Annotated in this window: 18 protein-coding genes and 3 tRNA genes; 15 read left to right on the top strand and 6 right to left on the bottom strand. The window is 72.3% G+C overall.

Features of this window, described 5'->3' with window-relative positions; genetic code table 11:
* Positions 1-3: 3 nt before the first annotated feature.
* Positions 4-714, bottom strand: a complete 711-nt coding sequence (locus tag ACWGDB_RS10690; RefSeq protein WP_427841209.1) for a FadR/GntR family transcriptional regulator — start codon at positions 712-714, stop codon at positions 4-6.
* 234 nt (positions 715-948) lie between these two features.
* Between ACWGDB_RS10690 and ACWGDB_RS10685 the strand changes: the two genes are divergently transcribed.
* From ACWGDB_RS10685 to ACWGDB_RS10650, 8 genes are all read left to right on the top strand, one after another.
* A complete protein-coding gene (locus ACWGDB_RS10685; RefSeq protein WP_453822103.1) occupies positions 949-2,325 on the top strand; it encodes an SLC13 family permease in 1,377 nt (458 codons plus the stop codon).
* 73 nt (positions 2,326-2,398) lie between these two features.
* Positions 2,399-3,844 carry an acyl-CoA synthetase gene (locus ACWGDB_RS10680; protein ID WP_453822102.1) on the top strand — a complete coding sequence of 482 codons (1,446 nt, stop codon included), beginning with the start codon at positions 2,399-2,401 and terminating at the stop codon, positions 3,842-3,844.
* The gene (locus ACWGDB_RS10675; protein WP_453822101.1) at positions 3,837-5,177 is read left to right on the top strand and encodes a carboxyl transferase domain-containing protein; all 1,341 of its coding nucleotides are present in this window, start codon (positions 3,837-3,839) and stop codon (positions 5,175-5,177) included. Before ACWGDB_RS10680 ends, ACWGDB_RS10675 begins: the two co-directional genes overlap by 8 nt.
* Before the next feature lie 66 nt (positions 5,178-5,243).
* The gene (locus ACWGDB_RS10670; RefSeq protein ID WP_453822100.1) at positions 5,244-7,127 is read left to right on the top strand and encodes a VMAP-C domain-containing protein; all 1,884 of its coding nucleotides are present in this window, start codon (positions 5,244-5,246) and stop codon (positions 7,125-7,127) included.
* Between the two features lie 56 nt (positions 7,128-7,183).
* Positions 7,184-8,200: an AAA family ATPase gene (locus ACWGDB_RS10665; protein ID WP_453822099.1), complete on the top strand. Its 1,017-nt coding sequence runs from the start codon at positions 7,184-7,186 to the stop codon at positions 8,198-8,200.
* Positions 8,201-8,285: 85 nt separating this feature from the next.
* Positions 8,286-12,914, top strand: coding sequence for an SAV_2336 N-terminal domain-related protein (locus tag ACWGDB_RS10660; RefSeq protein WP_453822098.1), 4,629 nt, complete (start codon positions 8,286-8,288; stop codon positions 12,912-12,914).
* Positions 12,915-13,084: 170 nt separating this feature from the next.
* Positions 13,085-14,119 (top strand): rod shape-determining protein MreB, encoded by a 1,035-nt coding sequence (gene mreB, locus ACWGDB_RS10655; RefSeq protein ID WP_453822097.1) that lies wholly within the window; start codon positions 13,085-13,087, stop codon positions 14,117-14,119.
* Between the two features lie 351 nt (positions 14,120-14,470).
* Entirely contained in the window at positions 14,471-14,767 is a 297-nt protein-coding gene (locus ACWGDB_RS10650) for a DUF1876 domain-containing protein (protein WP_453822096.1), read from the top strand.
* Here ACWGDB_RS10650 and ACWGDB_RS10645 read toward each other — a convergent pair.
* On the bottom strand, positions 14,764-15,468 hold the full coding sequence (locus ACWGDB_RS10645; protein ID WP_383595538.1) for a response regulator: 705 nt from the start codon (positions 15,466-15,468) through the stop codon (positions 14,764-14,766). The genes ACWGDB_RS10650 and ACWGDB_RS10645 overlap by 4 nt on opposite strands.
* Positions 15,465-17,156, bottom strand: a complete 1,692-nt coding sequence (locus tag ACWGDB_RS10640) for an ATP-binding protein (RefSeq protein WP_453822095.1) — start codon at positions 17,154-17,156, stop codon at positions 15,465-15,467. Before ACWGDB_RS10640 ends, ACWGDB_RS10645 begins: the two co-directional genes overlap by 4 nt.
* Before the next feature lie 145 nt (positions 17,157-17,301).
* On the opposite strand from ACWGDB_RS10640, the gene ACWGDB_RS10635 reads away from it, so the two are divergent.
* The 5 genes from ACWGDB_RS10635 to ACWGDB_RS10615 all read left to right on the top strand — a co-directional run bounded on the left by ACWGDB_RS10635 (position 17,302) and on the right by ACWGDB_RS10615 (position 23,145).
* Complete coding sequence (locus ACWGDB_RS10635) at positions 17,302-18,264, top strand: Bug family tripartite tricarboxylate transporter substrate binding protein (protein WP_453822178.1); 963 nt, start codon at positions 17,302-17,304, stop codon at positions 18,262-18,264.
* Entirely contained in the window at positions 18,261-18,800 is a 540-nt protein-coding gene (locus ACWGDB_RS10630; protein WP_453822094.1) for a tripartite tricarboxylate transporter TctB family protein, read from the top strand. The genes ACWGDB_RS10635 and ACWGDB_RS10630 overlap by 4 nt, the downstream gene beginning before the upstream one ends.
* Positions 18,801-18,807: 7 nt before the next feature.
* Positions 18,808-20,313, top strand: a complete 1,506-nt coding sequence (locus ACWGDB_RS10625) for a tripartite tricarboxylate transporter permease (protein WP_453822093.1) — start codon at positions 18,808-18,810, stop codon at positions 20,311-20,313.
* Between the two features lie 49 nt (positions 20,314-20,362).
* Positions 20,363-20,758, top strand: a complete 396-nt coding sequence (locus ACWGDB_RS10620) for a universal stress protein (RefSeq protein WP_362382568.1) — start codon at positions 20,363-20,365, stop codon at positions 20,756-20,758.
* 647 nt (positions 20,759-21,405) lie between these two features.
* A complete protein-coding gene (locus ACWGDB_RS10615; RefSeq protein WP_453822092.1) occupies positions 21,406-23,145 on the top strand; it encodes a VanW family protein in 1,740 nt (579 codons plus the stop codon).
* Positions 23,146-23,191: 46 nt separating this feature from the next.
* Here the strand turns inward: ACWGDB_RS10615 and ACWGDB_RS10610 are convergent.
* From ACWGDB_RS10610 to ACWGDB_RS10600, 3 genes are all read right to left on the bottom strand, one after another.
* Positions 23,192-23,268, bottom strand: a tRNA-Ile gene (locus ACWGDB_RS10610).
* Between the two features lie 178 nt (positions 23,269-23,446).
* Positions 23,447-23,519: transfer RNA gene (locus ACWGDB_RS10605), tRNA-Asn, on the bottom strand.
* Positions 23,520-23,524: 5 nt separating this feature from the next.
* Positions 23,525-23,597: transfer RNA gene (locus tag ACWGDB_RS10600), tRNA-Asn, on the bottom strand.
* 156 nt (positions 23,598-23,753) lie between these two features.
* Between ACWGDB_RS10600 and ACWGDB_RS10595 the strand changes: the two genes are divergently transcribed.
* On the top strand, positions 23,754-24,062 hold the full coding sequence (locus tag ACWGDB_RS10595; protein ID WP_328881859.1) for a YtxH domain-containing protein: 309 nt from the start codon (positions 23,754-23,756) through the stop codon (positions 24,060-24,062).
* 201 nt (positions 24,063-24,263) lie between these two features.
* Positions 24,264-25,718 (top strand): xylulokinase, encoded by a 1,455-nt coding sequence (locus ACWGDB_RS10590; RefSeq protein ID WP_453822091.1) that lies wholly within the window; start codon positions 24,264-24,266, stop codon positions 25,716-25,718.
* Positions 25,719-25,806: the final 88 nt, after the last annotated feature.

Genomic DNA, 25,806 nt, shown 5'->3' with positions numbered 1-25,806 from the left:
TCTCTACCGGTCCTCTTCCTCCGGCTGCCAGTCCAGCAACCGCACCTTCGCGACCGTACGGACATGGCGGCGCATCGCCGCTGCCGCCCGACCGGGCCGCCGGTCGGCGATGGCGTCCAGGATGGCCTGGTGCTGGGCGAGGGAGCGGGCAGGGCGGTGCGGCTGGCGGAGCGACTCCGTGCGGCTCTCGGCGATCTGGTCGGCGATGGAGCGCATGAACTCGGCGAGGATGCTGCTGTGGGCGGCGGCGGTGACCGCGGCGTGGAAGAGGCGGTCGCCCTCCACGCCGTGACCGTCGCCCTCGATCTCCCCGGCCATGTGCGCGAGGGCCGCCCGCATCGCCGCGAGGTCGTCGTCCGTACGGCGCTCCGCGGCGAGTTCGGCGAGTTTCGTCTCCAGGGCCTCGCGGGCCTCCAATACGTCGGGGAGGCGCCTGCGGCGCTCGACCAGCTTCTCGACCGGCTCCACGTCGAGGCTGTCGCGGACCAGGTACGTGCCGCCGCCGTGCCGCGCCTCCACCAGACCCTGGACCTCCAGGACCACGATGGCCTGCTTCACCGAGGCGCGGCTGACGCCCAGCCGTTGTGCCAGGTCCCGTTCGGGCGGCAGGCGGTCACCGGCACGCAGGCCGCCCTCGGTGACGTACTGCCGAAGCCGGTCGAGCACCTGCTCGTACAGGCGCTGTTTGGCCATGGGGCGCAGGGCGTCGGTCACGGGCTCCCCCTCTCGTCGGGAGCGTAACACCGGGACCCCGAGTGGAAGAGTGGCTCAGCCAATTTGCGCGCGACCCCTTGACGCGCCCGCCGAGCGCACCCACGCTAACCAGCCAGGCGCCCCGATTGGCTCAGCCACTCGTCCACTCATCCCCTCACTTTCCCGCGCTCTCACTCCCTCTCCTTCGCCTTCCTTCCGCTTTCCATCGCTCGGGACCCAAAGACGGGAGCCCGCATGTCCCCCGAACTCATCTCGATCCTCGTCCTCGCCGTGGTGTTCGTCATCGCCACCACCCGCTCGATCAACATGGGCGCGCTCGCCTTCGCCGCCGCCTTCGCCGTCGGCACCCTCGTTGCCGACCTCGACGCGGACGGCATCTTCGCCGGCTTCCCCGGGGACCTCTTCGTCGTCCTCGTCGGCGTCACGTACCTCTTCGCGATCGCCCGCGCCAACGGCACCACCGACTGGCTGGTGCACGCCTCGATCCGGCTCGTCCGGGGCCGGGTGGCGCTCATCCCCTGGGTGATGTTCGCCCTCACCGGCGCGCTCACCGCCATTGGTGCCGTGAGCCCCGCCGCGGTCGCGATCGTCGCGCCGATTGCGCTGAGCTTCGCCGCCCGCTACGGGATCAGCCCGCTGCTGATGGGCGCGATGGTCGTGCACGGCGCCCAGGCCGGCGGCTTCTCGCCGATCAGTATCTACGGCTCGATCGTCAACGGCATCGTCGAACGCGAGAAGCTGCCGGGCAACGAGATCGCGCTGTTCCTGGCCTCGCTGGTCGTCAACGTCGTCATCGCGGGCGTGGTGTTCGTCGTATGCGGGGGGCTCCGGCTGTGGCGGCAGGGCTCGATGCCAGAGGGCGACGCAGGCGCCCTGAAGGGGCGCGGGGAACTGCGCGACCAGCCACAACGGGCCGGCACAGGAACGACGACAGCTCCTGGCACCCACCCCTCCCCCACCACGACCGCCACCCGCGAAACGACCCCTGCCCACACCACCACCTCCGCCCTCCCCCTCACCCCACCCCGTACAGCGACCCTCCTCTCCCTGGTCGCCCTCGTCATCGCCGTCCTCGTCCTCGACCTGGACGCGGGCCTGACCGCGATCACCCTCGCCGTCGTCCTCAGCGCCGTCTGGCCGGATGACAGCCGCAAGGCCGTCGGCGAGATCGCCTGGCCCACGGTGCTGCTGATCTGCGGTGTGCTGACGTACGTCGGCGTGCTCGACGAGATGGGCACCATCACCTGGGCCGGCGAGGGTGTCGGCGGCATCGGCGTGCCGCTGCTGGCCGCCGTCCTGCTCTGCTACATCGGCGCGCTCGTGTCGGCGTTCGCCTCGTCCGTCGGCATCATGGGCGCGCTCATCCCGCTCGCCGTGCCGTTTCTGGCGCAGGGCGAGATCGGGGCGGTCGGCATGGTGGCGGCGCTCGCGGTGTCGGCGACTGTCGTGGACGTGAGTCCGTTCTCGACGAACGGCGCGCTGGTACTCGCCGCGGCACCGGACGTCGACCGTGAGCGTTTCTTCCGGCAGCTGATGGTGTACGGAGGGATCGTGGTGGCGGCGGTGCCCGCGGTGGTGTGGCTGGTGCTGGTCGTGCCGGGCTGGGGGTAGGTCGTAGACCTACGAGCACGACACGACGGGCGACCAGGCGACAACAGACAGAGACAGCTGAGGAGTACGACGCGTGTCCACTCTCTTCCCGGCCCTGACGGCCGGTCCGGCCGGGCGAGTTGCCCTGCGGTTCGGTGACCGGGCCCTGACCTACGCGGAGCTCTCCGCCGCGACCGGTGCCCTCGCGGGCCGGATCGCGGGCGAGGCGCGGGTCGCCGTGTGGGCGACGCCGACCCTGGAGACCGCCGTCGCGGTGGTCGCGGCGCTGGAGGCCGGGATCGCCGCCGTACCGCTCAACCCGAAGTCGGGCGAGAAGGAGCTGGGGCACATCCTGTCCGACAGCACGCCGAGTCTCGTACTCGCCGCACCCGGCGATGAACTCCCCTCACCCGTCCGCGAGTTGGCGCGGGTGGACGTGGACGTACGGGCCGCCGCGCCCCGCCCGACCGAGCAGGCCGGCGAGAGCGACCCGGCCCTCGTCGTCTACACCTCCGGCACCACCGGCCCACCCAAGGGCGCGGTCATCCCCCGCCGGGCGATCACCGCCACCCTGGACGCGCTCGCCGACGCCTGGCAGTGGACCGGCGACGACACCCTCGTGCACGGCCTGCCGCTGTTCCATGTGCACGGCCTGGTCCTCGGCATCCTGGGCCCGCTGCGCCGCGGCGGATCCGTGCGCCACCTGGGCCGGTTCGACACGGACGGCGTCGCACGCGAGCTGAACGACGGCGCGACCATGCTGTTCGGCGTGCCGACGATGTACCACCGCATCGCCCAGGTGCTCCCCGCGGACCCGGGGCTGGCGCAGGCACTCGGCAAGGCCCGCCTGCTGGTCTCGGGCTCCGCCGCGCTCCCCGTCCACGACCACGAGCGGATCACGGCCGCGACCGGACAGCGGGTCATCGAGCGGTACGGCATGACGGAGACGCTGATGAACACCAGCGTCCGCGCGGACGGCGAGCCGCGGCCCGGTGCGGTGGGCGTGCCGCTGCCGGGCGTGGAGCTGCGGCTGGTGGAGGAGGACGGGACACCGATCACGTCGTACGACGGCGAGACCGTGGGCGAGATCCAGGTGCGCGGCCCGAACCTGTTCACCGAGTACCTCAACCGCCCCGACGCGACGGCGGCCGCGTTCACCGAGGACGGCTGGTTCCGCACCGGCGACATGGCGATGCGCGACCCCGACGGGTACGTCCGGATCGTCGGCCGCAAGGCCACCGACCTGATCAAGAGCGGGGGTTACAAGATCGGGGCGGGCGAGATCGAGAACGCCCTCCTCGAGCACCCGGGCGTGCGGGAGGCGGCCGTCACCGGCGAACCGGACGCCGACCTGGGCGAGCGGATCGTGGCGTGGATCGTCCCGGCGGATCCCCAATCACCTCCGGGAGCCGTTGAGTTGGCTGACCATGTCGCCGCCCGCCTGGCCCCGCACAAGCGGCCGCGCCGGGTCCACTACCTCGACGCCCTCCCCCGCAACGACATGGGGAAGATCATGAAGCGGGCCCTGGCCCATGACTGAGCGGCGCCCCTCGGCACGCGAGACGATCGCGCTGGTCGCCGACGACTCGACCTTCACCGAACTCCCGTACCCGGCAGGGGACTCCGGGCCGGACGGCCCGCTCGGCTGGCAGGGCTACGACGCCTCACGCGCGCGTGCCGGCGAGCGCACCGGTGAGGAGGAGTCGGTCGTCTGCGGCACGGCGAGCGTGGCGGGCACCCGGGTCGTGCTGCTGGTCTTCGAGTTCGGCTTCCTGGGCGGCTCACTCGGCCGGCGCACCGGGGACCGCCTGGAGGCGGCGTACACCCATGCCCGCACCCACCGCCTCCCGGTCGTCCCGCTGGTCGCCACCGGCGGCAGCCGGATGCAGGAGGGCATGTTCGCGCTGACCCAACTCCAGCGCGTGGCACGGCAGTCGACGCTCACCCGGGAGGCGGGCCTGGCGCAGATCGCGGTCCTGCGGGACCCGACGACCGGCGGCGGCTGGGCCACCCTCGGCGCGGGCGCCGACGTGACCCTCGCCCTGTCCGGCGCCCAGGTCGGCTTCGCGGGCTCCCGGGTCCGCCCGCCCGATGCCGATCCGGCGGCGTACACGGCGCAGGCGCAGCTGGCGGCGGGGGCGGTCGACGCGGTGGTCCGGCCGCAGGAGCTGCGGGCGGAGCTGGGGCGGTGGCTGCGGCTGCTGGCGGGACCGCCCGCGCTGGAGGCGCCGGTACCCCCCGCCCTGGGCACGCCCGACCTGCCGGCCACCGGCTGGGAGGCGGTCCGGCGGGCCCGTGCCCCGCAACGCCCGCACGCCGAGGCCTACTTGGACGCCTGCTTCACCACCCGCGTCACGATCAGCGGCGATCGCTGCGGCGGCACCGACAACGCGGGCATCCGCTGCGGCTTCGGCACCCACGACGGCCGTACGGTCGCCTACGCCGCCCAGACCGGCACCGCCACCCGCCCCGCCGGCTACCGCACCGCCACCCGCCTGATCCGCCTCGCGGACCGGCTAGGCATCCCGGTGCTCACCCTGGTGGACACGCCGGGCGCCGCCAACGACGCGGAGGCGGAGCGGCAGGGGGTCGGCGCGGCGATCGCGGACCTTTTCGCCGCGGTGGCCGGCGCCCGCGTCCCGATCACCACGCTGCTCATCGGCGAGGGCGGCTCGGGCGGCGCGCTGGCACTGGCGGCACCGGGCAACACCTGGGCGACGCCCGACAGTTACTTCTCGGTGATCGCGCCGGAGTTGGCGGCGGCGATTCTGAAGCGAGGGGTGGGGGAGGTGGAGGCGACGGCGGATCAGCTTCGGATTCGGCCGCAGGATTTGGTGGAGTTGGGGGTGATCCGGGGAGTCGTCGAAAGGTAGGCGGTGTCGCGGGGAGGGGTGGGAAACCGGGACAACCCCAACTGCCTTCCAGGACAATGGGCATGCTTGACGAACGACGACGAGCAGCGGGATGACGGGGGCGTCATGACAGGCCTGAAGGGTGCCGAGTGGCACGCCCGGATCGAGTGCGGCGGCCGGGTGTCCGGCGCGGGCTTCCTGGTGGCCCGCGACAAGGTGCTGACCTGCGCGCATGTCGTCGAGAACAGCGACCTCGACCCGGTGACGGTGACCTTCCCGCAGCGTCCGGCGGACGCTCCCGTGGCCGCGCGGGTCGTCGTGCACGGCGGCTGGGACGGCCGCGCCTGCGAACTGGGCGATCTGGCGGTTCTGGAGCTGGACCGCGAGGTGCCGATCACCCCGGCCCCGCTCGCGCCCGCCGACGTCGCGCTCGGCGACCGCAAGCTCGTCGCCTACGGGTTCCCGGCCGGGTACGACGTCGACGGCACGATCGCCGAGTTCCGCGGCGTGACCGAGTGGCTGATCAGCGGGGAGTGGATCCAGCTGGAGGCCTGGAGCGGCCACGGCCAGCCGCTCGCCGTCGGCTTCAGCGGCGCCGCGGTCGCCCTGGTCGACACCGGTGAGGTCATCGGCATGGTCACGGCAGCGGCCCGCCCGCACGACGTGCGCACCGGCCGGATGATGCCCACACATGTCCTGGCCCGCTACTGGCCCGACCTGAGCGCGCTTGTACCGGTGCCGGGGTCCGCACGCCCGTGGGGGACGCCGGGGCCGGGGTACGTCCGGGGCGCACCGTTACCGGGCACCGGACACGCCCATGACGTGTCCGGGCCGCCCGCTCCACGTCCGGTGCGCTCCCACTGGACGCCCGCCCCCGGTCCAGCGCGCCCGCCCGGAGCGCCCGCCGCGGTCGCCGGCCATCCCGACGGCCCCCGGCTGCGCGCCCTCGTCGAGAAGGCCGCCCGTGCCGGTCTCGACTGCGATCCCGTGCGGCTGTACGCCGGCGCGGCCGGGCCGTTCGATCCGTTGCCGCCGGCCGAGGGGTTCGGGTCGCTGTGGGCGGCGGCATGGTTCGCGCTGTGCGAGGTGGACGACCCGGCCACCGTGACGCGGTTCACGGACCGGCTCGACGCCCTGCTCACCGCCCCGCCCCGGGCCGAGACCGGCGCCATCCTGGTCGAGCTCGGTCACAGCGGCGCCGGTGACGACCTGGTGCGGGTCGAGGTGTCCGCGTACAGCGCGGGGCGCCGGCACCCGGTCCCCGCGGAGACCGTCCCGAAGGCCCGGCTGCGGGCGTGTGTCCAGGACCGTATCGAGGACGCGTTCTGTCATCTGACGCCCGGCGCCGACGAGTTGATCGCCTTCGCGCTGCCCCGCGACTGGCTGGACTGGCCGGTCGACCGCTGGGAGAAGGGTCCCGACGACGACACCCCGCTGGGCTGCGTCCACCCGGTGGTCGTCACCGACCACGCCCGGCGCAGAACCAGCACCCGACACGTCCTCACCAGCGCCTGGCAACGCCTGGACTCCCGCGCGGGCGCCCGCGTGCACCGCGTGTCCTGCGGCGGCGCCGAGGACCCCAGAAAGCTCCGGCTGGCCCTGCTGCAGTCCGAGATCTGTCTGGCGGGCTTCGGCGCGACGCCCCGCGCGGCCCGCACCCGCCCGCACTTCGAGACGTCGGTCACCGCACCGGCACCGGTGATCGTGTGGACGCGGCGGGGCTGCGACCCTCAGGAGGCGGACTGCGCGAGCAGCGACGACTGCCCCGGTACGGCGTTCCTGGACGCCCTCGACGGACTCGTCTCCCGAGTGCCGCCCGCCCAGCTCCCGCGCCGCGTCCTGAGTCTGCGTCAGCGGGCCGACGCGGAGGACGACCACTGGGCGCGTGACATCCAGCTTCTGTGGGACGACCCACGCCGCTTCACCGACCCGCACGCCACGGCCGTACACACCCGGTCACCCGTCGCCTGACCCGCCCCGCCCCGCACCCGCCCCGCACCCGCACCCGCCCCCGGAGAGAGCGCACCATGCCGCACTGGTCCGTCTACACCGGCACCAACGAGCCGCACGACGGCATCGCCGAGCTGCCCGTCCCGCCGCCCTGGCGGGCCTTCGACGGCGGCCCCGCGCTGCCGCCGCCCGCCGACACCGACGACGAGTCGGCCGTCTCACCGGACCGCGCACACCGGGCAAGGACGTACGTGCCGACACCGGAGAGCATCCAGCTGGTCAACGCCGCCCTGTGTCTGCGCCGCCCGCTGCTGGTCACCGGCCCGCCCGGCACGGGCAAGTCGTCCCTCGCCTACGCCGTCGCCCGCGAGCTGCGCCTCGGCCCCGTCCTGCGCTGGAACATCACCAGCCGCAGCACCCTCGCCGACGGGCTCTACCAGTACGATCCGCTGTCCCGCCTGTACGCGGCGCGGCGGGACGGCGGCCACGGCCCGGCCCCCGACGGCGTCGAGGACCACCTGCGGCTGGGTCCGCTCGGCACGGCCCTCCTCCCCTACGACCGCCCCCGCGCCCTCCTCGTCGACGAGATCGACAAGAGCGACCTCGACCTGCCGAACGACCTGCTGAACATCCTGGAGGAGGGCCAGTACGAGATCCCCGAACTGGTACGCGCGGCCCGCCACTCCCCCGACAGCAGGGCCCAGGTCCTGGCCGACGGCACGGACACCCCCGCGCCGGTCCTGCGCGGCCGGGTCCGCTGCCGTGCCTTCCCCTTCGTCGTCCTGACCAGCAACGGCGAACGCGAGTTCCCGCCGGCGTTCCTCCGCCGCTGCGTCCGCCTGCGGCTGCGCCGCCCCGACCACACCCAGCTCACCGACATCGTCCGCGCCCACCTCGGCGAACCCGACGCACAGGCACAGACCCTGATCACCGACTTCCTGACCCGTGCCGGCACCGGCGAACTGGCCACGGACCAGCTCCTCAACGCCATCTACCTCACGGGCGTCGCAGGCCTCGAAGCGGACTCCCGCGAGAAGCTGGCCGAACAGCTGATGCCGTATCTGAGCACGGCGGCTGAGGGCGATGGGGTCTGAGGGGCGAGGTCCTGAAGGGCTGAGGGCCGAGTCACCGGGTCCGAACGAACGGGGGCCGGACGGGAGGGACTCTGACGGGCGGGAGTTGCCTGCCATTGCCCGGCTGGCCGCCGTCCTGGCCGCCGGCGCGCATGCGGACGCCTCCCCGGAGGCCGGACCCACGTCCCGTGAGATCGCCGAACTGCTGTGGTTCGCCCAGCAGTTGACCGCAGAGAAGGGCGGCGGTCCCGGTCGGGCGGCGGCGCCCGACAGCCGTACCCACCCCACGGCGCCCGCCGATACGCCCCGCACCCCCACCGCCTTACCACCACACCCCGCCCCACCACCCCCCGAACACCCCCGGCCCCCCACCCCACCCCGCGACGACCGCATCCCCCTCCATCTCCCGGAGTCCCCGCACCCCGACCCGCAGCGCCCGCGCGGCGGCACCCCGTTCCTCGCCCCCGCGCCCCCGATGCTGCCCCACCCCCTCGCCCTGCAACGCGCCCTACGTCCCCTCAAGCGCCAGGTGCCCGCGCCCCGTGCCCGACTCCTCGACGAGCACGCCACCGCCGACCGGATCGCACGGCTGGGCGCGCACCCGGACGTCTGGCTGCCGGTCCTGCGCCCGGCCCCCGACCGCTGGCTGCGCCTCAATCTGGTCCACGACGCGGGCCCGACGATGCCCGTCTGGCGTCCCCTCGTGCGCGAACTGCACACCGCGCTCGCCCAGTCGGGCATCTTCCGCACGGTCACCGTGCACCGCGCCGGCCCCGACGGCCGCGCGCCGCACGTCCCCGCGCTCGCCGACGGCCGCACCGTCACCCTGATCGTCAGCGACTGCATGGGCCCGCAATGGCGCCCCGGCCCGGCGGGCGACCGCTGGTACCGCACCCTGCGCCGCTGGGCGTCCCGCATGCCCCTGGCCGTCGTCCAGCCACTGCCCGAACACCTCTGGCACACCACGGCCCTGCCCGCTGCCCCCGGCCTGCTCACCACGCCGGCCTCGGCGGCACCGTCCGCCGCGCTCGCCTTCACGCCGTACGACCCGCACGACGCGGACGACCGGGCCGTCCCCCTCCCCGTCCTGGAACCGGCACCGGCCTGGCTCGCCAACTGGGCCGCCCTGATCGCCGCGCCGGGCGGCGGCCACGCACCCGGCTCCCTCGCCTGGCTGCCACCCGCGCCCGTGCCGCCCGCCGAACCGGCCCCCGACGTCGCGTCGTTGCCGGCGCAGGACCTGGTGCTGCGCTTCCGGGCGACCGCGTCCCCGGAGGCGTTCCGCATCGCGGGTCATCTCGCCCTGGCCGACCCCTCCCTGCCGGTGATGCGCCTCGTCCAACGCGCCCTGGACCGCAGTCCCCGCCCCCAGCACCTGGCCGAGATCATCCTGAGCGGCATGCTGACGGCGACCGGCGGGCCACCGGGGTCGTACGCGTTCCGTCCGGGCGTACGGGAGTTGCTGCTGCGGTCATTGCCACGCACGGCTCGGACGCGCACGCGGGAGTTCCTGGCCCGGGTGGGCGGGCTGATCGACGAGCGGGCGGGGGTCGCGGCGGGTGAGTTCCGGGCGGAGGTCAGGCGGGGACGGGGGGCGGACGGAGACGGTGGGTCGGGGCCGGCGTTCGCGACGGTCAGTGCGGAGACGGTACGGCGGCTCGGCGACGGTGCGACGGCGGGCCTCTTCGCCGGGCGTTATCGGCTGCTGAGGCGGCGGGGGCCGAGCCGGCGCATGTGGGCGGCCGTCGACGCGTGGACCGACGTGCCCGTGGTCGTGCACCGCTATCCGCCCCAGGACGCCCCGCAGGAACGGTTCCTGCGGGAGGCACGGGCACTGGCTGAGCTGCGGCATCCGAACGTCGTCCGCGTACTCGACTACGGCGTCGAGGGCGAAACGCCCTATCTGGTCGCCGAGTTCACGGACGGCGTCACCCTGGCCGAACTGCAGCTGGGCAGCGGGCCGGGGGTCTCCTTCCGGGTGTTCGCCCAGTTGGTCGTGGATGTCGTGCCCGCGCTGGAGGCCCTGCACGAGCGCGGCCTGGTGCGCGGGCAGGAGGGCTGGGACGGCCTGCTGCTGCGGCCGGACGGATCAGCGGTGATCAGCAGGTTCGCGCTGGGGGAGCAGGCGGAGGCACACGACCCGACGTCGGACTTCCTCTTGTTCCGGTCGCTGCTCAGGGACCTGGCCTCGCACAGCCCGGTCAGCCTGCGCTTCCAGCGGACGATGGCGGAACTGACGCGGGGCGATGACCTGGCCGACACCGTACGACGGCTGCCGACCTCGACCGCCTTCGCATGGGCGACGGGTGAGATGGAGGCGGATCGGCTGCGCGTCACCATGCTCGGCCCGCTGAACATCCGACGCGCCGGCCGCTTCCTCACCCTCCCGTCCCCGGAGGCCCAGGCCCTGCTGTGCATGCTCCTCTTCCAGCACGGTCGCCGCGTCGGCCTCGACACACTGACCGAGGGACTGTGGGAGCAGCCTCCGCCGGCCACGGAGGCGGTACGCCGCCTTCGCGGGATGGCCTCGGGCCTGCGCCAATGCCTCGGCCCCGGCACCCTCGCCGAACTCCCCGACGGCTACGCGCTCCATCTGCCGGGCGACTACATCGACGTACAGCACGTCGAGGAGCTGATCGCCGACCGCACCGACGACATGGCCCTGGATGCCCAACGCTCCCTGATTCAGGATGCCTTGAGCCTGTTCTACGGCGATCCGCTGCTCGGCATTCCCGGCCCCGCCGCCAAGGCAGCCCGCGCCCGACTGCGCGGCCTGCGCCTCAGCCTGTACGCCACCCGCGCCGAAATCAACCTGGAAATGGGCCTCTTCGGATGGGCGGCAACCGATCTCACCGCCCTCGTCCGGGACCACCCGGACCGCGAGGACTTCCGTCGGCTGCACATCGTGGCGCTGAAACGGTCGGGGCGCATCGCGGAGGCGATCGAGGCGTACGAGTCGTACGAGGAGTACCGGCAACGGCAGTACGGCGAACCCATCGAACCGGACCTGCGGGAGCTGTACCACGAACTGCGTGCCGCCCCACGCCCGACGATCGTCCTCGAGGCCGAGGGTCTGAGCGAGCATCCGGAGGCCCACCGCGTCCTCGGCCGAGCCACGGACCGCATGCTGTCCGCCGCACTGCCGCAGGACCAGTACGAAGTGCTGGCCCGCGACAACGGCTACGTCGTCCTCGCCGAGCCCGACGCCGCCGTCCTGCCGGTCGTGAGCGCTGCGCTGCTCCAGCTTCCGGTCGCGCTCGCCGAGTTGACCGACCCACCGAGGTTCCGGGTGACGTTCTGGCACACGCCGTGGATCGCGGGCAACGACGAGTCGGCCATCCCCGTCGACGTGCGGGCCGCCCTGGAGTCCATCACCGCGGACATCACGGTCGTCGTCTCTCCGGAGCTGCGCGCCGAGCTCTCCAGCACTTCGGCGTTCCTGCCACTGCATCGCAGCACCGCAGGGTCCCCGCCCATCGCCTGGTACTGCCCCTTGTCCCTGCGGGCAGCCGAGCAGGAGTCCGCGCCCCGCGACCTGGTACGCGGCCCCTTCACCGCCCCCGACCTGGCCCTGCTGTCCTCGGACCCCGGCCGCATGGCCATCGTCCACACCCAGCCCGACGGGCCCCTCACCGTCCTGGACCCTGCCCGCCCCTGGGGCGTACGCCGCCCCCGCAACGTGACCTACTACGAGGTCGACCTCACCACCCACCGGGCAACCCACCATGTCGCCCTCCCGAGTTCCGGCGGTACCTTCGCCGCGGCGGTCGAGATCTCCTGGCATGTGGCCTCCCCGGCCGCCTTCGTCCGCAGCGAGGTCACGCACGTGGCGAACGGCCTGCTCGACCACTTCCTCCGCGAGGCGTCGCGCATCACCCGTCGCTTTCCGCTGCGCCGGGCGGGCGCCGCGCAGCAGGCCGTGGAGACCGGGCTGCGCAGGTCGTGGCCGGTGCCGGGGCTCTCCGCGACATGCTCGGTGCGGCTGACAGCCGAGGAACGGCCGACGCCTGCCGCACCGCCGCGGTCGTTCGCCACACCCCCGCCCCTGACCGACCTCCTGCTCCCCGCCGAATACGTGCTCCTCGGCTTCGAAGGCCCCCTGGCCAGGCCGTTCTCCACGCAGGCCGCCCGCAGCGCCGCTCTCGACCTGCTCTCCCTCGTCGTCGATCACCGCGACCCGGAGGACGCGCTGGCCGGCCGTCCGCTCATGGGTGACAGCAGTGGTCCCGTCCCGCTCCAGGAGGAGTTCGTACACCCCCTGGACGTTCTGCGTGCCTTCGCGGACAGCAGCTTCGCGCCCGTCCTGCGTGACCGCCTCGACGAACTCGAACTGCGGGCCGTGTCCAGCACCCGCCCGACCCCGCAGGCCGCCGACCTCGTCCGCAGTCTGCACAACTCAGGTCGCCAGGTGGCCGTTGTCACGGACTTCTGCGAGCAGGCCGTCCAGCGCCAAGTGGACTTCCGGAGTGTGCCCCTGACGGCGGCTTACGGACGCGGTCCGCTGCTGATGCCCCATCCGGAGTGCCTCCGCCTCGCGCTGAACCATTTCGGCCGCTCAGCCAGGGGCCTGGTGATCTCCTCCACGGCCGCCGAGGTCACCGCCGCCCGGCAACTGGACCTCCCCGTCATCGGCTACGCCGACTCCCCCGCCGCCGACCGCCGCCTGCGCAAGGCCGGCTGCGACGTGATCGTCGACTCTTTGCGGCCCATACTCGACGCCACCCGCTCCCTGTGACCCGACACACCGACCTGACCCTCCATCAGATGCAAAACCCCCCATTCAGCCGCACCCCACCCGGCCCCCTCCAGAAGGCGCCCCCCTCCCCGCCACCCGCACGATCGATGTCACGGAGGCCCGCCACCCAACCCGGCGGACCCACGGTCTGCGCTCTCGGGAGGACCCCCATGACCGCCACACTGGAGCAGCTGCGCCGCTGCCATTTCGCCGTCGACCTGGGGGCTGCCAGGACCCGCGTCTATGTGAAGGGCGCCGGACTCGTCGTCGACCAGCCCTCCGCCGCCGCCGTCAACACCCGCACCGGCGCCCTCATCGCGGTCGGCGAGCTCGCGGAGAAGATGACCGGCCGCACCCCGGACTACATCCGCGTCGTACGGCCCGTCTCCGGCGGCACCGTCGTCGACATCGAGATGGCGCAGCGCATGCTGCGGCACCTCCTCGGCGACAAGATGCGGCGCGCCCTGCGCCGCAAGCCCTTCCTGCGCGCCGCCGTGTGCACGCCGCACGACCCCGACCCGCTCGCCCAGCGCGCCGCGATAGAGACCCTGGTCGGACTCGGGGCCCGGCGCGTCGAGCTCGTCGACACCCTCATCGCCGCCGCGGTCGGGTGCGGTCTGCCCGTGGAGCAGCCCGAGGCCAGCATGATCATGGTGTGCGGGGCCGCCGCGACCGAGGTCGCCGTGCTCTCGCTCGGCAACATCGTCACCGCGGAACGCATCCGCGTCGGCGGCGAGGCCGTGGACCACGCGATCGTGCAGCACCTGCGCCACCAGCACGAGCTGATGCTGCCCAGCCAGAACGTACGGCCCCTGCAGCTCGCCCTGTCCGGCAACGGGCTCACCCCTCAGGGCCCGACCTCCACCGAGATCCACGGCCGGGACGTCTGCACCGGCCTCGCCCGCTCCGTCCAGGTCGACACCGCCGCCGTACGGGACGCCATCCAGACCCCCCTCACCGCCGTCCTCGACAGCATCGGCAAGGTGCTGCGGGACTGCCCGCCGGACCTGGTCGCCGACCTCGCCGACCGCGGGATCATGATGGTCGGCGGCAGTGCGCTGCTGCCCGGGTTCGACGAGATGCTGCGGCAGGCCACGAACATGCCGGTCCACATCGCCGAGCGGCCGGACGTCTGCGCCGTACAGGGCCTCGGCACCATGCTGGAGGGCAAGGTCGAGCCTCTGGAGCTCGACCCGGTCACCTGAGTCAGTACGGCAGGATCCGCCCCGAAGGAGTGCGCCGGTCGATCTCGCCCCTCGTGTCACGGGGAGCGGCAGGCCGGCGGGTGACACGAACGCGAACGTGGGTCTGGCGGTTCATGGCGCCCTCCTCGTATCCGGGGTCCGTTGCGACCAGCCTTCTCTCCGCAACCTTTCGGCACATCGTGCCCACGGAGGCACTTGTCATGCCTCCGCGGCAGGAGCGGGTGCGCGCCGGGCTACTTCCACGGGAGGAGGGCACCCCTGGGGGAACTCGGCGACCTGCGCCGGCCCGGCCCGGCAAAACGGGCGCACCCTCGTCAGTGGGGGTCCCCAACCCGTACGGAAGTGATCTCGATGGAAGACAAGCACTGGACCGTCCGGATCCACATCACCGAGGACGGCGACGACACCCGCGCCGAAGCCGTATTGACCACGCAGGGCACGCCCGAGGACAGACAGGCCGTCACCGGCCGGGGCACCGCCCACCGCAACCCGGTCGACCGGTCCGTCCCCGAGATCGGCGACGAGCTCGCCGCGAGCCGCGCTCTGCAGGACCTGGCGACCAGGCTGCGCGACCTCGCCTCCGACGACATCGTCCAGCTGGCCGGCCCGGTCGATCAGGACGGCAGCCTGGCGTGGGAGAGGCCCTAACCGTCCAGCCAGCTGTACCGCCGCTCCGGCCGCCCCGCATGCCCATACCGCAGGGACACCTCGGCCTGCCCCGTGACGCTGAAGTGCTCCAGGTAGCGTCGGGCGCTGACCCGTGAGACCCCGAGGCGGGCCGCGCACTCGGCGGCGGAGAGGCTGCCGTCGGCCGTGCGCAGCTCGCGTTCGATCAGTTCGGCGGTCTCCACGCTCATGCCCTTCGGCAGGGTGGCCGCGGCGGTCGGCGCCGCGCCCCGTGCCAGCGCCCGGTCGACGTCGGACTGCCCGCTGACCACGGCCGCGTACAGGTTGCTCCGTCGCGCGGCGTACTGCTCGAGCCGCGCCCTCAGGTCCTCGGCGTCGAACGGCTTGAGCAGATAGTCGACGACGCCCTGGCGTACGGCGTCCCGGACCGCCTCGGACTCGCGTGCCGCGCTGATCACCATGACGTCGCAGTCGTGCCCGGCGCTCCGCAGCCGCGGGATGATCTCCAGCCCGAACATGTCGGGGAGGTAGAGGTCGAGCAGGACGAGGTCGGGCTGCAGCTCGGCCACCGCGGTGAGTGCCTGCTCCCCGCAGTTCGCCGTGCCGATCACCCGGAACCCGTCGACGTCGTTGACGAATCCGCGGTGGATCCGCGCCACCATGAAGTCGTCCTCCACGATCAGCACGTCCAGTACGTGCCGTGCGTCCCGTACGTCGATCATCGGACTGCCTCCGTCACTCGTTCGGCCGGGCGGCCGACGGACATCCGGGCGGTGAACATGGCGCCTGCCTGAGTGTTGGTCACCGACACCTCGCCGCCCCGGCGTTTGCACACCAGCCGGGTGAGCGCCAGGCCGATCCCCCGGTCGCCGCCCTGCGCGGCCTTGGTGGTGAACCCGTGCGAGAACACCTCCTGCGCGAGCTCCGGAGCCACGCCCGGCCCCGAGTCCCGTACGACGATCTCCACGCTGGAGGCGTCCTGGCGCAGTTCCACCTCGACCCAGGCCTCGTGGTCGTCGTCCCCCGCCCGGGAGCCGCTCGCGGCGGCGTCGACCGCGTTGTCGACGAGGTTGCCGAGTACGGTCGCCACGTCCGCGGAGTCCGTCGGCTCCAGCCGGTCCAGTGCCGTGCGCTCGGAGATCTTCAACCGCACCTTGCGCTCCGCGGCGAGCGCCGACTTGGCCATGAGCAGCGCGGCGACGGCCCGGTCGCGGACCCGGCTGGTGAGGTTCAGGTCGAGCGACTCACGGTGTTTGCGCAGGGCCCGGACGTACCGTACGACCTCATCGTGCTCGCCGATCTGGATGAGCCCGGAGATGGTGTGCAGCTGGTTGGAGAACTCGTGGGCCTGGGCGCGCAGCAGCTCGGTGGTACTGCGAAAGGAGCCCAACTCCCGTTCCAGCTGGGCCAGTTCGGTGCGGTCTCGCAGGGTTGTCACCGAGCCCAGGCGGCGCCCGTCCTTGGTGACGTCCATCCGGTTCATCACCAGCACGCGGCCCCGGCGTACGACCACCTCGTCGCGCCGCGCGGGATCGGCGCTCTCCCCCTCCGGCGCGGTCCCGGCCAGGACGTCGTACAGCCGCCCCTCGATCCCGAGGTCGGCCAGGCTCATCCCGACGCAGGCCTCGGGCAGGTCCAGGAGTCTGCGGCCGACCGAGTTGACCAGCGTGAGCCGCTGCTGCGGGTCGAGCGCCACCACGCCCTCGGCGATCCCGAACAGCATCGCCTCCCGGTGTTCGGCGAGCCCGGCGATCTCGCGCGGCTCCATGCCGAAGGTCTGCCGTTTGATCCGCCGGGTCAGCAGCCAGGAGCCGGCCACCCCGAGCACGCTGGCGACGCCGAGGTAGACCAGCAGATACGACGAGGCGCCCACCAGCCGCTGCCAGACCGACGGCGACGCCCGCCCGATCATCACCGTGCCGAGGTGGTCCCCGGCGTTGTCCAGGTCCGCGCCGAGCACCGGCGCCTGCGCGACCAGCTGGGTGACGCCGTTCACCGGCAGCTCGCCGGACCAGCCGCGGCCCCCGGCGATCCGCGGGCCGTCCGACGGCATCCGCGTGCCGACCAGCGTGGGGTCGGTGGCGGCGACGATCTCGCCGTCGGCGTCGGCGACCGCGGCGGAGGTGACGCCGGACCTGGTCAGCGTGGACTGCAGGAGGGGGGCGAGCATCTCGGCCGGGGCGGGCCGCACGAGCTGGGTGCGCACGAGGGGGTTGCCCGCCATCTCCTCGGCGAGCGCGGTCACCCGGCGCCCCTCGACCCGGTCGAACGTCGCCTTCGACTGCGCCAGCGACACCGCGGCCACGGCGGCCAGCACGATCACGACGATGGCGAGCTGCCATACGAGCAGCTCGCCGGCGAGAGTCTGACGCCGCTGTTTTCGGGACGGTGACCGTGACGTTATGACCACTATGAACTCAACCTTCAATGGTCACACAACCGAGACGGGGTGTCTCAGGAACCGCACAATCATGGCGCCGGAACGGGCCGAGCGAAAGAGATGAGCCATGAGAACTCGACGAGCCGCACTTGTCGGAGCACTGGCCGCCGTGTCGATGGTCGCGGTCAGCGCCTGCGGCGCCACCGCCGACAAGGAGGAGTCCGGAAGCGGAAGCGGGTCCGGCAAGCCGGTGACCGGCCTGAGGCTCATGGTCCCCAACACCCCGGGCAGCGGTTACGACCTCACCGCCCGCACCGTCTCCCAGGTCATGCAGGACACCAAGGTCGCCTCCGGCATCCAGGTGTTCAACCTGCCCGGCGCCAGCGGCACCGTGGGCCTGCAGCGCCTGGTGAACGAGAAGGGCAACGGCAAGATGGCCATGCAGATGGGCCTCGGCGTCGTCGGAGCCTCGTACACCTCCAAGTCGAAGGCGACGCTGACCGACACCACCCCGGTCGCCAGGCTGATCGAGGAGGCCGGCGCGATCGTCGTGCCGAAGGACTCCCCGTACAAGACGATGGACGACCTCGTCACCGCCTGGAAGAAGGACCCCAAGAAGCTCGCCGTGGGCGGCGGTTCGTCGCCGGGTGGCCCCGACCACCTCCTGCCGATGCAGCTGGCGAAGGCCGTCGGCATCAAGCCGAAGGACGTCAACTACATCTCGTACGACGGCGGCGGCGAGCTGCTTCCGGCCATCCTCGGCAACAAGATCGCGTTCGGGGCCAGCGGTTTCGGTGAGTTCCTCGACCAGATCGAGGCCGGGCAGGTGCGGGTCCTCGCGGTGACCAGCGAGAAGCCGATCGACGCGCTCAAGGACGCCCCCACCCTCAAGGACTCCGGAATCGACCTGGTCTTCACCAACTGGCGTGGCATCGTCGCCCCTCCGGGCATCACCGACGAGCAGAAGCAGACCTGGGTCGACGCGATGACCAAGATGCACGACTCCGAGGAGTGGAAGGCACAGCTGGAGAAGAACGGCTGGGTCGACGCCTTCGCCACCGGTGACGAGTTCGGCACCTTCCTCACCGAGCAGGACAAGGCGGTCGCCGACCTGCTGGCAGAGCTCGGGCTGGCATGAGCTCCGAGCTGAAGGACGAACGGACCGTGGAGGACTCCCCTCCGCCCCGGGAGGGCGGGGACCGCGCACAGTACGGCGTGTGCGCGTTCCTCGCCCTGCTGGGCACCGCGGTGATCGTGGACGCCCTCGGCATCCCGCACATCACCAGCGGCACCGACCCGGTCGGCCCGCGCGCGGTCCCGCTGATCCTGGGCGCGCTGCTCGTGCTGCTCGCCGTGCTGTACGCCGTCGACGTGGCCCGGGGCGGCCGCGGTGAGCCGGAAGCCGGCGAGGACGTCGACCTGTCGGGCGGCAGCGACTGGCGCACCGTACTCCTGCTGGTCGCGGTGTTCGTCGCGAACGCGCTGCTCATCGAGCGGCTCGGCTGGGTGATCAGCGGCGCCCTGCTCTTCTGGGGCACGGCGTTCGCCCTCGGCAACCGCCACTACGTCCGCAACCTGCTGATAGCGGTGACGCTCTCCCTCACGACCTTCTACGCGTTCGCGATCGGCCTCGGCGTGAACCTCCCCGCCGGTGTCCTGCAAGGAATCCTGTGAGGCCGCGATGGACAACCTGAACAACCTCATGCAGGGCTTCGCGGACGTCATGGCCCCGCTGAACCTGCTGCTCGCCCTGGTCGGCGTGATCATCGGCACCGCGGTCGGCGTCCTGCCGGGCATCGGCCCGGCGATGACGGTGGCCCTGCTCCTGCCGGTCACCTACGGCATGGAGCCGGTGCAGGCGTTCATCATGTTCGCCGGCATCTTCTACGGCGGCATGTACGGCGGCTCGACGACCTCGATCCTCCTCAACACCCCCGGCGAGTCGTCGTCCGTGGTCACCGCCATCGAGGGCAACAGGATGGCGAAGGCGGGGCGCGCCGCCCAGGCCCTCGCCACGGCGGCGATCGGCTCCTTCGTGGCGGGCACGATCGGCACCCTGCTGCTGGTCCTGATCACCCCGTTCGTGGTCGACTTCGCGGTCAGCCTCGGCGCGCCCGACTACTTCGCGCTGATGCTGCTGGCGTTCATAGCGGTGACGTCGGTGCTGGGCTCGTCCCGCATCCGAGGCTTCATCTCTCTCCTTTTGGGCCTGACGATCGGCCTGGTCGGCATCGACTCGGTCTCCGGCCAGCAACGACTCACGCTCGGCATACCGCAGTTGGCCGACGGCATCGACGTCGTCGTGGTCGCGGTCGGCATCTTCGCGGTCGGCGAGGCCCTGTGGGTGGCCGCACACCTGCGCCGCAAACCGACCGAGGTGATCCCGGTCGGCCGCCCGTGGATGGGCCGGGACGACTGGAAGCGCTCGTGGAAGCCGTGGCTGCGCGGCACGGCGTACGGCTTCCCGTTCGGCGCACTGCCGGCCGGCGGCGCCGAGATCCCGACCTTCCTGTCGTACGCCACGGAGAAGCGGCTCACCAAGCACCCCGAGGAGTTCGGCAAGGGCGCGATCGAGGGCGTGGCCGGCCCGGAGGCCGCGAACAACGCGTCGGCGGCGGGCACCCTGGTCCCCATGCTGGCGATCGGCCTCCCGACCAACGCCACGGCGGCCGTGATGCTGGCCGCCTTCCAGTCGTACGGCATCCAGCCCGGCCCCCTGCTCTTCGAGCGCGAGGCGAGCCTGGTCTGGGTCCTGATCGCGAGCCTGTTCATCGGCAACCTGCTGCTTCTGCTCCTGAACCTCCCGCTGGCCCCGGCCTGGGCGAAGCTGCTGCAGATCCCGAGGCCGTACCTGTACGCGGGCATCCTCTTCTTCGCCTCGATGGGCGCGTACGCGGTCAACGCCCAGCCCCTGGACCTGTTCATCCTCCTCACCCTGGGCCTCCTGGGCTTCGCGATGCGCCGCTTCGGACTGCCGGTCCTGCCGCTGATCGTGGGCGTGATCCTGGGACCGCGCGCGGAGTTGCAGGGCCGCCGCTCCCTCCAGCTCTCCGGCGGCGAGTCGTCGGGGCTGCTGGGCGGCCCGGTGTCGTACACGGTCTACACGGCGATCGTGCTGATCCTGGCGTGGCCGCTGATAGGCAGGTTCGTGGTACGCCCCCTGCGCACGCGGGGCAGCGCCGCGTGACACATCCAGACACCCAGACCCGAGACATCCGAGACAGCTGGAGACCGAGATGACCATCCTGGTCGGCTACGTCCCCTCCCCCGAGGGTGAGGCGGCCTTGCGCGCGGGGATCGACGAGGCCCGGCGGCGCGGTGAGAAGCTGCTGGTGGTGAACACGACCCGGGGCGACGCGTACGTGGACCCGCGCTTCGCCCAGGAACCCGACCTCTCGCACGTGCGCGAGGACCTCGCGGCACTGGGCGTCGACTTCGACATCCGCCAGGTCCTCGGCGCCCGCGACGCCGCCGCGGAGATCATCGACATGGCGGAGACGATGGACGCGTCCCTGGTCGTGATCGGCCTCCGCCGCCGCAGCGCGGTCGGCAAGCTGATCATGGGCTCGGCGGCCCAGCAGATCCTGCTGGGGGTGGACTGTCCGGTCCTCGCCGTGAAGGCGGAGGGCTAGGTCAACCTGTCGTTCGGGGCAGCTCGGCTGGGGGGTGCGGCGCCTTTCGGCCGACCCGAGCGGGCTCCGGCGGGTGCGGTTGCAGGGCCGAGGAGGGCGGGGACGCGGAGCGTCGACAACGCGGCAGATGCGCGTGCGGGACCCGTCGAGCCCGGTAGCGCCCAAACGACCGGCCCCGGGCGTACGCCCTCCGCCCTCCGCCCAGCGGCACCGCCACCCGACCACGCGCCCGCCGCGGGCGACGAAGACCGCCGTCGACCGCGTCCGCGGAGCCAAAGCCGGAGCAGCCCACGCCGGACCAGGACCCTGGGCACCACCCCGGACCGACCTGCCCGGCCCACCCCGCACGTCCCGGCGCAACGCATGAACCACCGGCACGGCCCGACCCCTGTGTGATCCCGCACACCCTCCGCCCGAGCGGCACCGGGCACACGACCACGCCCGACGCGTTCAGCCGCCCCCGAGGGCGCCCAGTCGGCGGCGTCCGTATGGCCCGTCGGTGAGACACGGCGCGTGATCCGAAACATACGTGGCCTGGGACATATACGTTTTCGCCCGATTGTGGCTAGCTGGATGCGTTTGCCTCGCGCACAGCGGCGCGTCATCCGACGCGTCGCCGTCCTGTCGATCGTCCGCCCGGGAGACCCATGCGCCTGCGCGCCCCCTCCGAACCTCCGAACGCCTCACCACCCCGCATCGCCGCCATTCCGCCCCTTGCCCTGGCCGGCGGCGCCCTGGCCCTGGGTGTCGGTGGGCTGTATCTCGCCGGGCTGCTGCTCGCGGGCGGCGACATAGATGCCGGGACGACGGTGCGCGGTGTGGACATCGGGGGCCTGAGCCGTGCGGCAGCCATCGAGAAGCTGGAGCAGCGACTGGGCCCGACCGGCTCGCGGGAGCTGGCCGTGACGGTCGGTGACCGCAAGGGCACGGTCGATCCACGGCAGGCCGGCATCACCCTCGACTTCGGGGGGACCGTCGACCGGGCGGCGCGCACCCACGACGCCGATCCGTTCACTGTGATCGGCGGCCTCTTCCGCTCGGGCGGCCCCGTCGAGCCAGCTGTGGACGTCGACGAGGACAAGGCCCACGCCGCCCTCGGAAAGCTGGCGAAGTCCCTGGACCAGAAGGTCCGCGACGGCGCCGTCACCTTCACGGACGGCGAGGTCCACGAGATCGCCCCGCACAGCGGCCACGCGCTGGACAAGGACGCCGCGGTCGACCCCCTGCGCACGGCCTTCCGGAACGGCAAGGCCGACGCCGTCACCACCCTGCCCACCCGCGAGACGAAGCCCAAGGTCACCAACCGGGAGATGCAGCGAGCCGTACGCGAGTTCGCGCGCCCGGCGATGTCGGCGCCGGTCACCCTCGTCGCGGCCGGCCAGCGCTTCACGATCGAGCAGCCCGTCCTCGGCGAGTACCTGACGATGCGCCCGGACGACGGCGGCCGGCTCACCCCGAGGCTGGACGCCAAGGGCCTGCGCGCCGACCCCGAGGTGGACCGTCCGCTGTCCGTACTGCCCAGCACCGCCCGGAACGCCGATCTGCGCCTCGTCGGCAACAGGGTCGCGGTGGCCGAGGACGGCCGGGCCGGCCACGTGATCACCGACAAGGCGCTGAGCAAGGCCGTCATGCCGCTGCTCAGGCGGACGGGCGCCGCCCGCAGCGGCGAGATCGCCACGCACGTGAACGAGCCCCAGGTGACCCGCGACAACGTCGAACGACTCGGGCTGCGCGAGCGGATGTCGTCCTTCACCGTCAACTTCGAGCCGGCGCCGTACCGATCGCGGAACATCGGCCGCGCGGTGGAACTCATCAACGGCTCCCTCGTCATGCCGAACAAGACCTGGAGCTTCAACCGCACCGTCGGCGAGCGCACCGAGGCCAACGGCTTCGTCGACGGCGTCATGATCCTCAACGACGAGTTCCACAAGGCCCCCGGCGGCGGCGTCTCCGCCGTGGCGACGACCATGTTCAACGCGATGTTCTTCGCGGGGGTCGACCCCGTGGAGTACGGCGCCCACTCGTTCTACATCGAGCGCTACCCGGAGGGCCGCGAGGCGACGGTCGCCTGGGGCAGCCTCGACCTCAAGTTCAACAACGACTCCGGCAACGCCATCTACATCCAGGCCGAGTCCACCGACACGTCCGTCACCATCACCTTCCTCGGCACCAGGAAGTACGACGAGATCGGCTCGATCACGGGACCGCGCACCAACGTGGAGGAGCCGGCGAAGAAGGTCAGCACCGACAAACAGTGCGTGCCGCAGACTCCGTTGGAGGGATTCGACGTCACCGTGCAACGGGTGTTCGTCGCCGACGGCCGAGAGCTGAAACGAGAGCCGTTCCGCACCCACTACAAGCCGCGTGACGAGATCGTCTGCGAGTGAACTCCCGGCAACGGGCTGGTCGCATCGTTTCTGCACGGATGGTGCGTGGTGGGGCGGGTGGGACTCGAACCCACGGCCGACGGATTATGAGTCCGCTGCTCTAACCGGCTGAGCTACCGCCCCATAGCGGCGTGTCGCGTACAAGTGTGCGCGCCGTCTGCCGCAGCATAGCCGCTCATACGATCTCCTGCTTCGTATGGTCGACTTCGCCTGCCCTCAAGGACTCCCCCACGACCTGCACGGTTCCCACGACAGGTGATCACACATGAAAAAGGACCCCATCGGGGTCCTCTTCAGCATGCTCCCCCGACTGGACTCGAACCAGTAACCTGCCGGTTAACAGCCGGCTGCTCTGCCAATTGAGCTACGGAGGACCGAGCTCCCCCGACTGGACTCGAACCAGTAACCTGCCGGTTAACAGCCGGCTGCTCTGCCAATTGAGCTACGGAGGAATGCCTCGTTTGCATCGAACGCACCTACCTGGGTATTCGCCAGGGGGCGTGCGCTCGCTGCGACACATACATTAGCGCAAGCAGGGGGGTGCTCCGCCAATCGGTTCCCCCCGGCGCCGACGCACCAGGGACCTACGCAAGGGAAGGGTGGCCGCCATGCGCTACCGACTCACGTTCGTCATCGGACTCGCCGTCGGTTACGTCCTCGGCACACGCGCCGGACGCGAGCGCTACGAGCAGCTCAAGAAGTCCGCGCGCCAGGTCGCGCAGAACCCCGCCGTCCGCAACACCGCGGAGACGGCGGCACAACAGGGCCGCGTCTTCGCCGGCAAGGCCTACCACACGGTGAGCGACAAGGTGGGCGACCGAGTCCCCGAGTCCGTCGCCCAACGAGTCCGCTCCCTGCGCGAACGCAGCGCCCACAACGGAGGCGCAGAGGACGACTGGGGCACCAGCAACACGTAACGGGACCTGTCGGATGCTTGGGGTATCTGTACCTCTTGGGCGCCGGTCCCTGCGACGCCGCCAGGGGCGCGGGGCTGAATCGATGTGCGGCTCCGCCGCGTGGCCCGACCAGCCCCACACAACCCGCACCCGAAATCCTGCACGCACCCCCTACGACGCCCACGGCCCAAGCCAGCGCAGCGCTACGGCACAATTTGGGCCATGGGGATAGTCGCCGGGTTGGACAGTTCGCCCGATTTCACTCGCATCGTCGTCTGCGACGCGGACACAGGCGCCGTGCTCAGGCAGGGGTATGCCCCGCACCCGGTGGAGTCGCCGGACGGAACCGCGCGCCCCTCCGACGTGGATCCGCAGGCCTGGCTGCTCTCCCTCGGTGAGGCGGCGGGCGGCGGGCTGCTCGAAGGTGTGCAGGCCATCGGCGTGTCGGCGCAGCAGAACGCGGTGGTGCCGCTCGACGCGCAGGGCAACACCGTGCGCCCCGCGATGGTCGGCGGCGACAAGCGGGCGCAGGTCGCGGCGGCCGATCTGATCGACGCGCTCGGCGGACGCGAGGCGTGGGCGCAGGCCGTGGGGTGTGTGCCGCAGGCCGCTCAGCCGGTGACGAAGCTGCGCTGGCTCGCCAAGACCGAGCCGGAGAACGCCGCACGCGCCGCCGTTCTCATGCAGGCGCACGACTGGCTGGTGTGGCAGCTGCTCGGCCGGCCTGTGAGAAGGACCACGGACCGCGGCGGCGCCTCCGGCACCGGGTACTGGTCGGCGGCGACCGGCGCCTACCGCAGCGATCTCGTCGAGCTGGCGCTCGGCCACCAGGCGATGCTGCCCGAGGTGATCGGGCCCGCCGAAGCGGCCGGTACGACGCCGGAGGGGCTGCTGATCTCGGCGGGGACCGGCGAGACCATGGCCGCCGCCTTCGGGCTCGGCATCGGGCTCGGCGACGCGGTGGTGTCGCTCGGCGCCTCCGGGTCCGTGATGGCGGTGCACCCCGAGGCGCTCGTCGACAGCAGCGGGATGATCACCTCGCTGGCCGACGCCACGGGCATGCACCTCCCGGTCGTCACCACCCTCAACGCCGTACGCACCCTGCGTGGCGCCGCCGAACTCCTCGGCGTGGCCGATCTGGAGGGTCTGTCCGACCTGGCGATGAAGTCGACGCCGGGTTCGCACGGCCTCGTGCTGCTGCCCTATCTGGAGGGTGAGCGGACGCCGCATCTGCCGCACACGGCGGGCATGCTGGCGGGGCTGCGGCGGGAGTCGATGAAGCCGGAGCATCTGGCGCGGGCCGCGTTCGAGGGCATGCTGTGCGGGCTCGCGGACGCGCTGGACGTGCTGCGCGGCCGGGGTGTCGAGGTGCGGCGGATCTTCCTGCTGGGTGCGGCGGCCGAGCTGTCGGCGGTGCAGGCGGCGGCGCCCATGCTCTTCGGTGCGCAGGTCGTCGTACCGCAGCCCGCGGACTACGCGGCGATCGGCGCGGCCCGGCAGGCCGCCTGGGCGCTGGGCGTGTCGCAGGGCACGCTCGACCCGCGGACCCCGCCGGTCTGGCAGGGCGCATCCGCGCAGGTCCTGGAGCCGGGTGAGGAGCTGGCGGTGGGGCAGGCGGTGCGGCAGCAGTTCGTGTCGGTGCGGGAGCAGACGCATCCCGGGGCGTTCCGGCCGTAGTGCCGGGGCCCGCGGCCCGGTGGAACGTAAGAGACCGGTAGGAGTTCGCACCCGGAAGGCCGTATGAAGCGGCTCTGACGGATTAATC

The organism is Streptomyces sp. NPDC055013 (assembly GCF_053608645.1).
Note: the sequence above shows the minus strand (reverse complement) of the source record. Positions and strands in the feature narration are given on the sequence as shown.

What these genes read in the sequence shown, in the direction of transcription:
- ACWGDB_RS10685 (WP_453822103.1), top strand. Translation starts at nt 949, where the DNA reads ATGTCCCCCGAACTCATCTCGATCCTCGTCCTCGCCGTGGTGTTCGTC.
- ACWGDB_RS10675 (WP_453822101.1), top strand. Translation starts at nt 3,837, where the DNA reads ATGACTGAGCGGCGCCCCTCGGCACGCGAGACGATCGCGCTGGTCGCC.
- ACWGDB_RS10665 (WP_453822099.1), top strand. Translation starts at nt 7,184, where the DNA reads ATGCCGCACTGGTCCGTCTACACCGGCACCAACGAGCCGCACGACGGC.
- mreB (WP_453822097.1), top strand. Translation starts at nt 13,085, where the DNA reads ATGACCGCCACACTGGAGCAGCTGCGCCGCTGCCATTTCGCCGTCGAC.
- ACWGDB_RS10650 (WP_453822096.1), top strand. Translation starts at nt 14,471, where the DNA reads ATGGAAGACAAGCACTGGACCGTCCGGATCCACATCACCGAGGACGGC.
- ACWGDB_RS10645 (WP_383595538.1), bottom strand. Translation starts at nt 15,468, where the DNA reads ATGATCGACGTACGGGACGCACGGCACGTACTGGACGTGCTGATCGTG.
- ACWGDB_RS10635 (WP_453822178.1), top strand. Translation starts at nt 17,302, where the DNA reads ATGGTCGCGGTCAGCGCCTGCGGCGCCACCGCCGACAAGGAGGAGTCC.
- ACWGDB_RS10630 (WP_453822094.1), top strand. Translation starts at nt 18,261, where the DNA reads ATGAGCTCCGAGCTGAAGGACGAACGGACCGTGGAGGACTCCCCTCCG.
- ACWGDB_RS10625 (WP_453822093.1), top strand. Translation starts at nt 18,808, where the DNA reads ATGGACAACCTGAACAACCTCATGCAGGGCTTCGCGGACGTCATGGCC.
- ACWGDB_RS10620 (WP_362382568.1), top strand. Translation starts at nt 20,363, where the DNA reads ATGACCATCCTGGTCGGCTACGTCCCCTCCCCCGAGGGTGAGGCGGCC.
- ACWGDB_RS10615 (WP_453822092.1), top strand. Translation starts at nt 21,406, where the DNA reads ATGCGCCTGCGCGCCCCCTCCGAACCTCCGAACGCCTCACCACCCCGC.
- ACWGDB_RS10595 (WP_328881859.1), top strand. Translation starts at nt 23,754, where the DNA reads ATGCGCTACCGACTCACGTTCGTCATCGGACTCGCCGTCGGTTACGTC.
- ACWGDB_RS10590 (WP_453822091.1), top strand. Translation starts at nt 24,264, where the DNA reads ATGGGGATAGTCGCCGGGTTGGACAGTTCGCCCGATTTCACTCGCATC.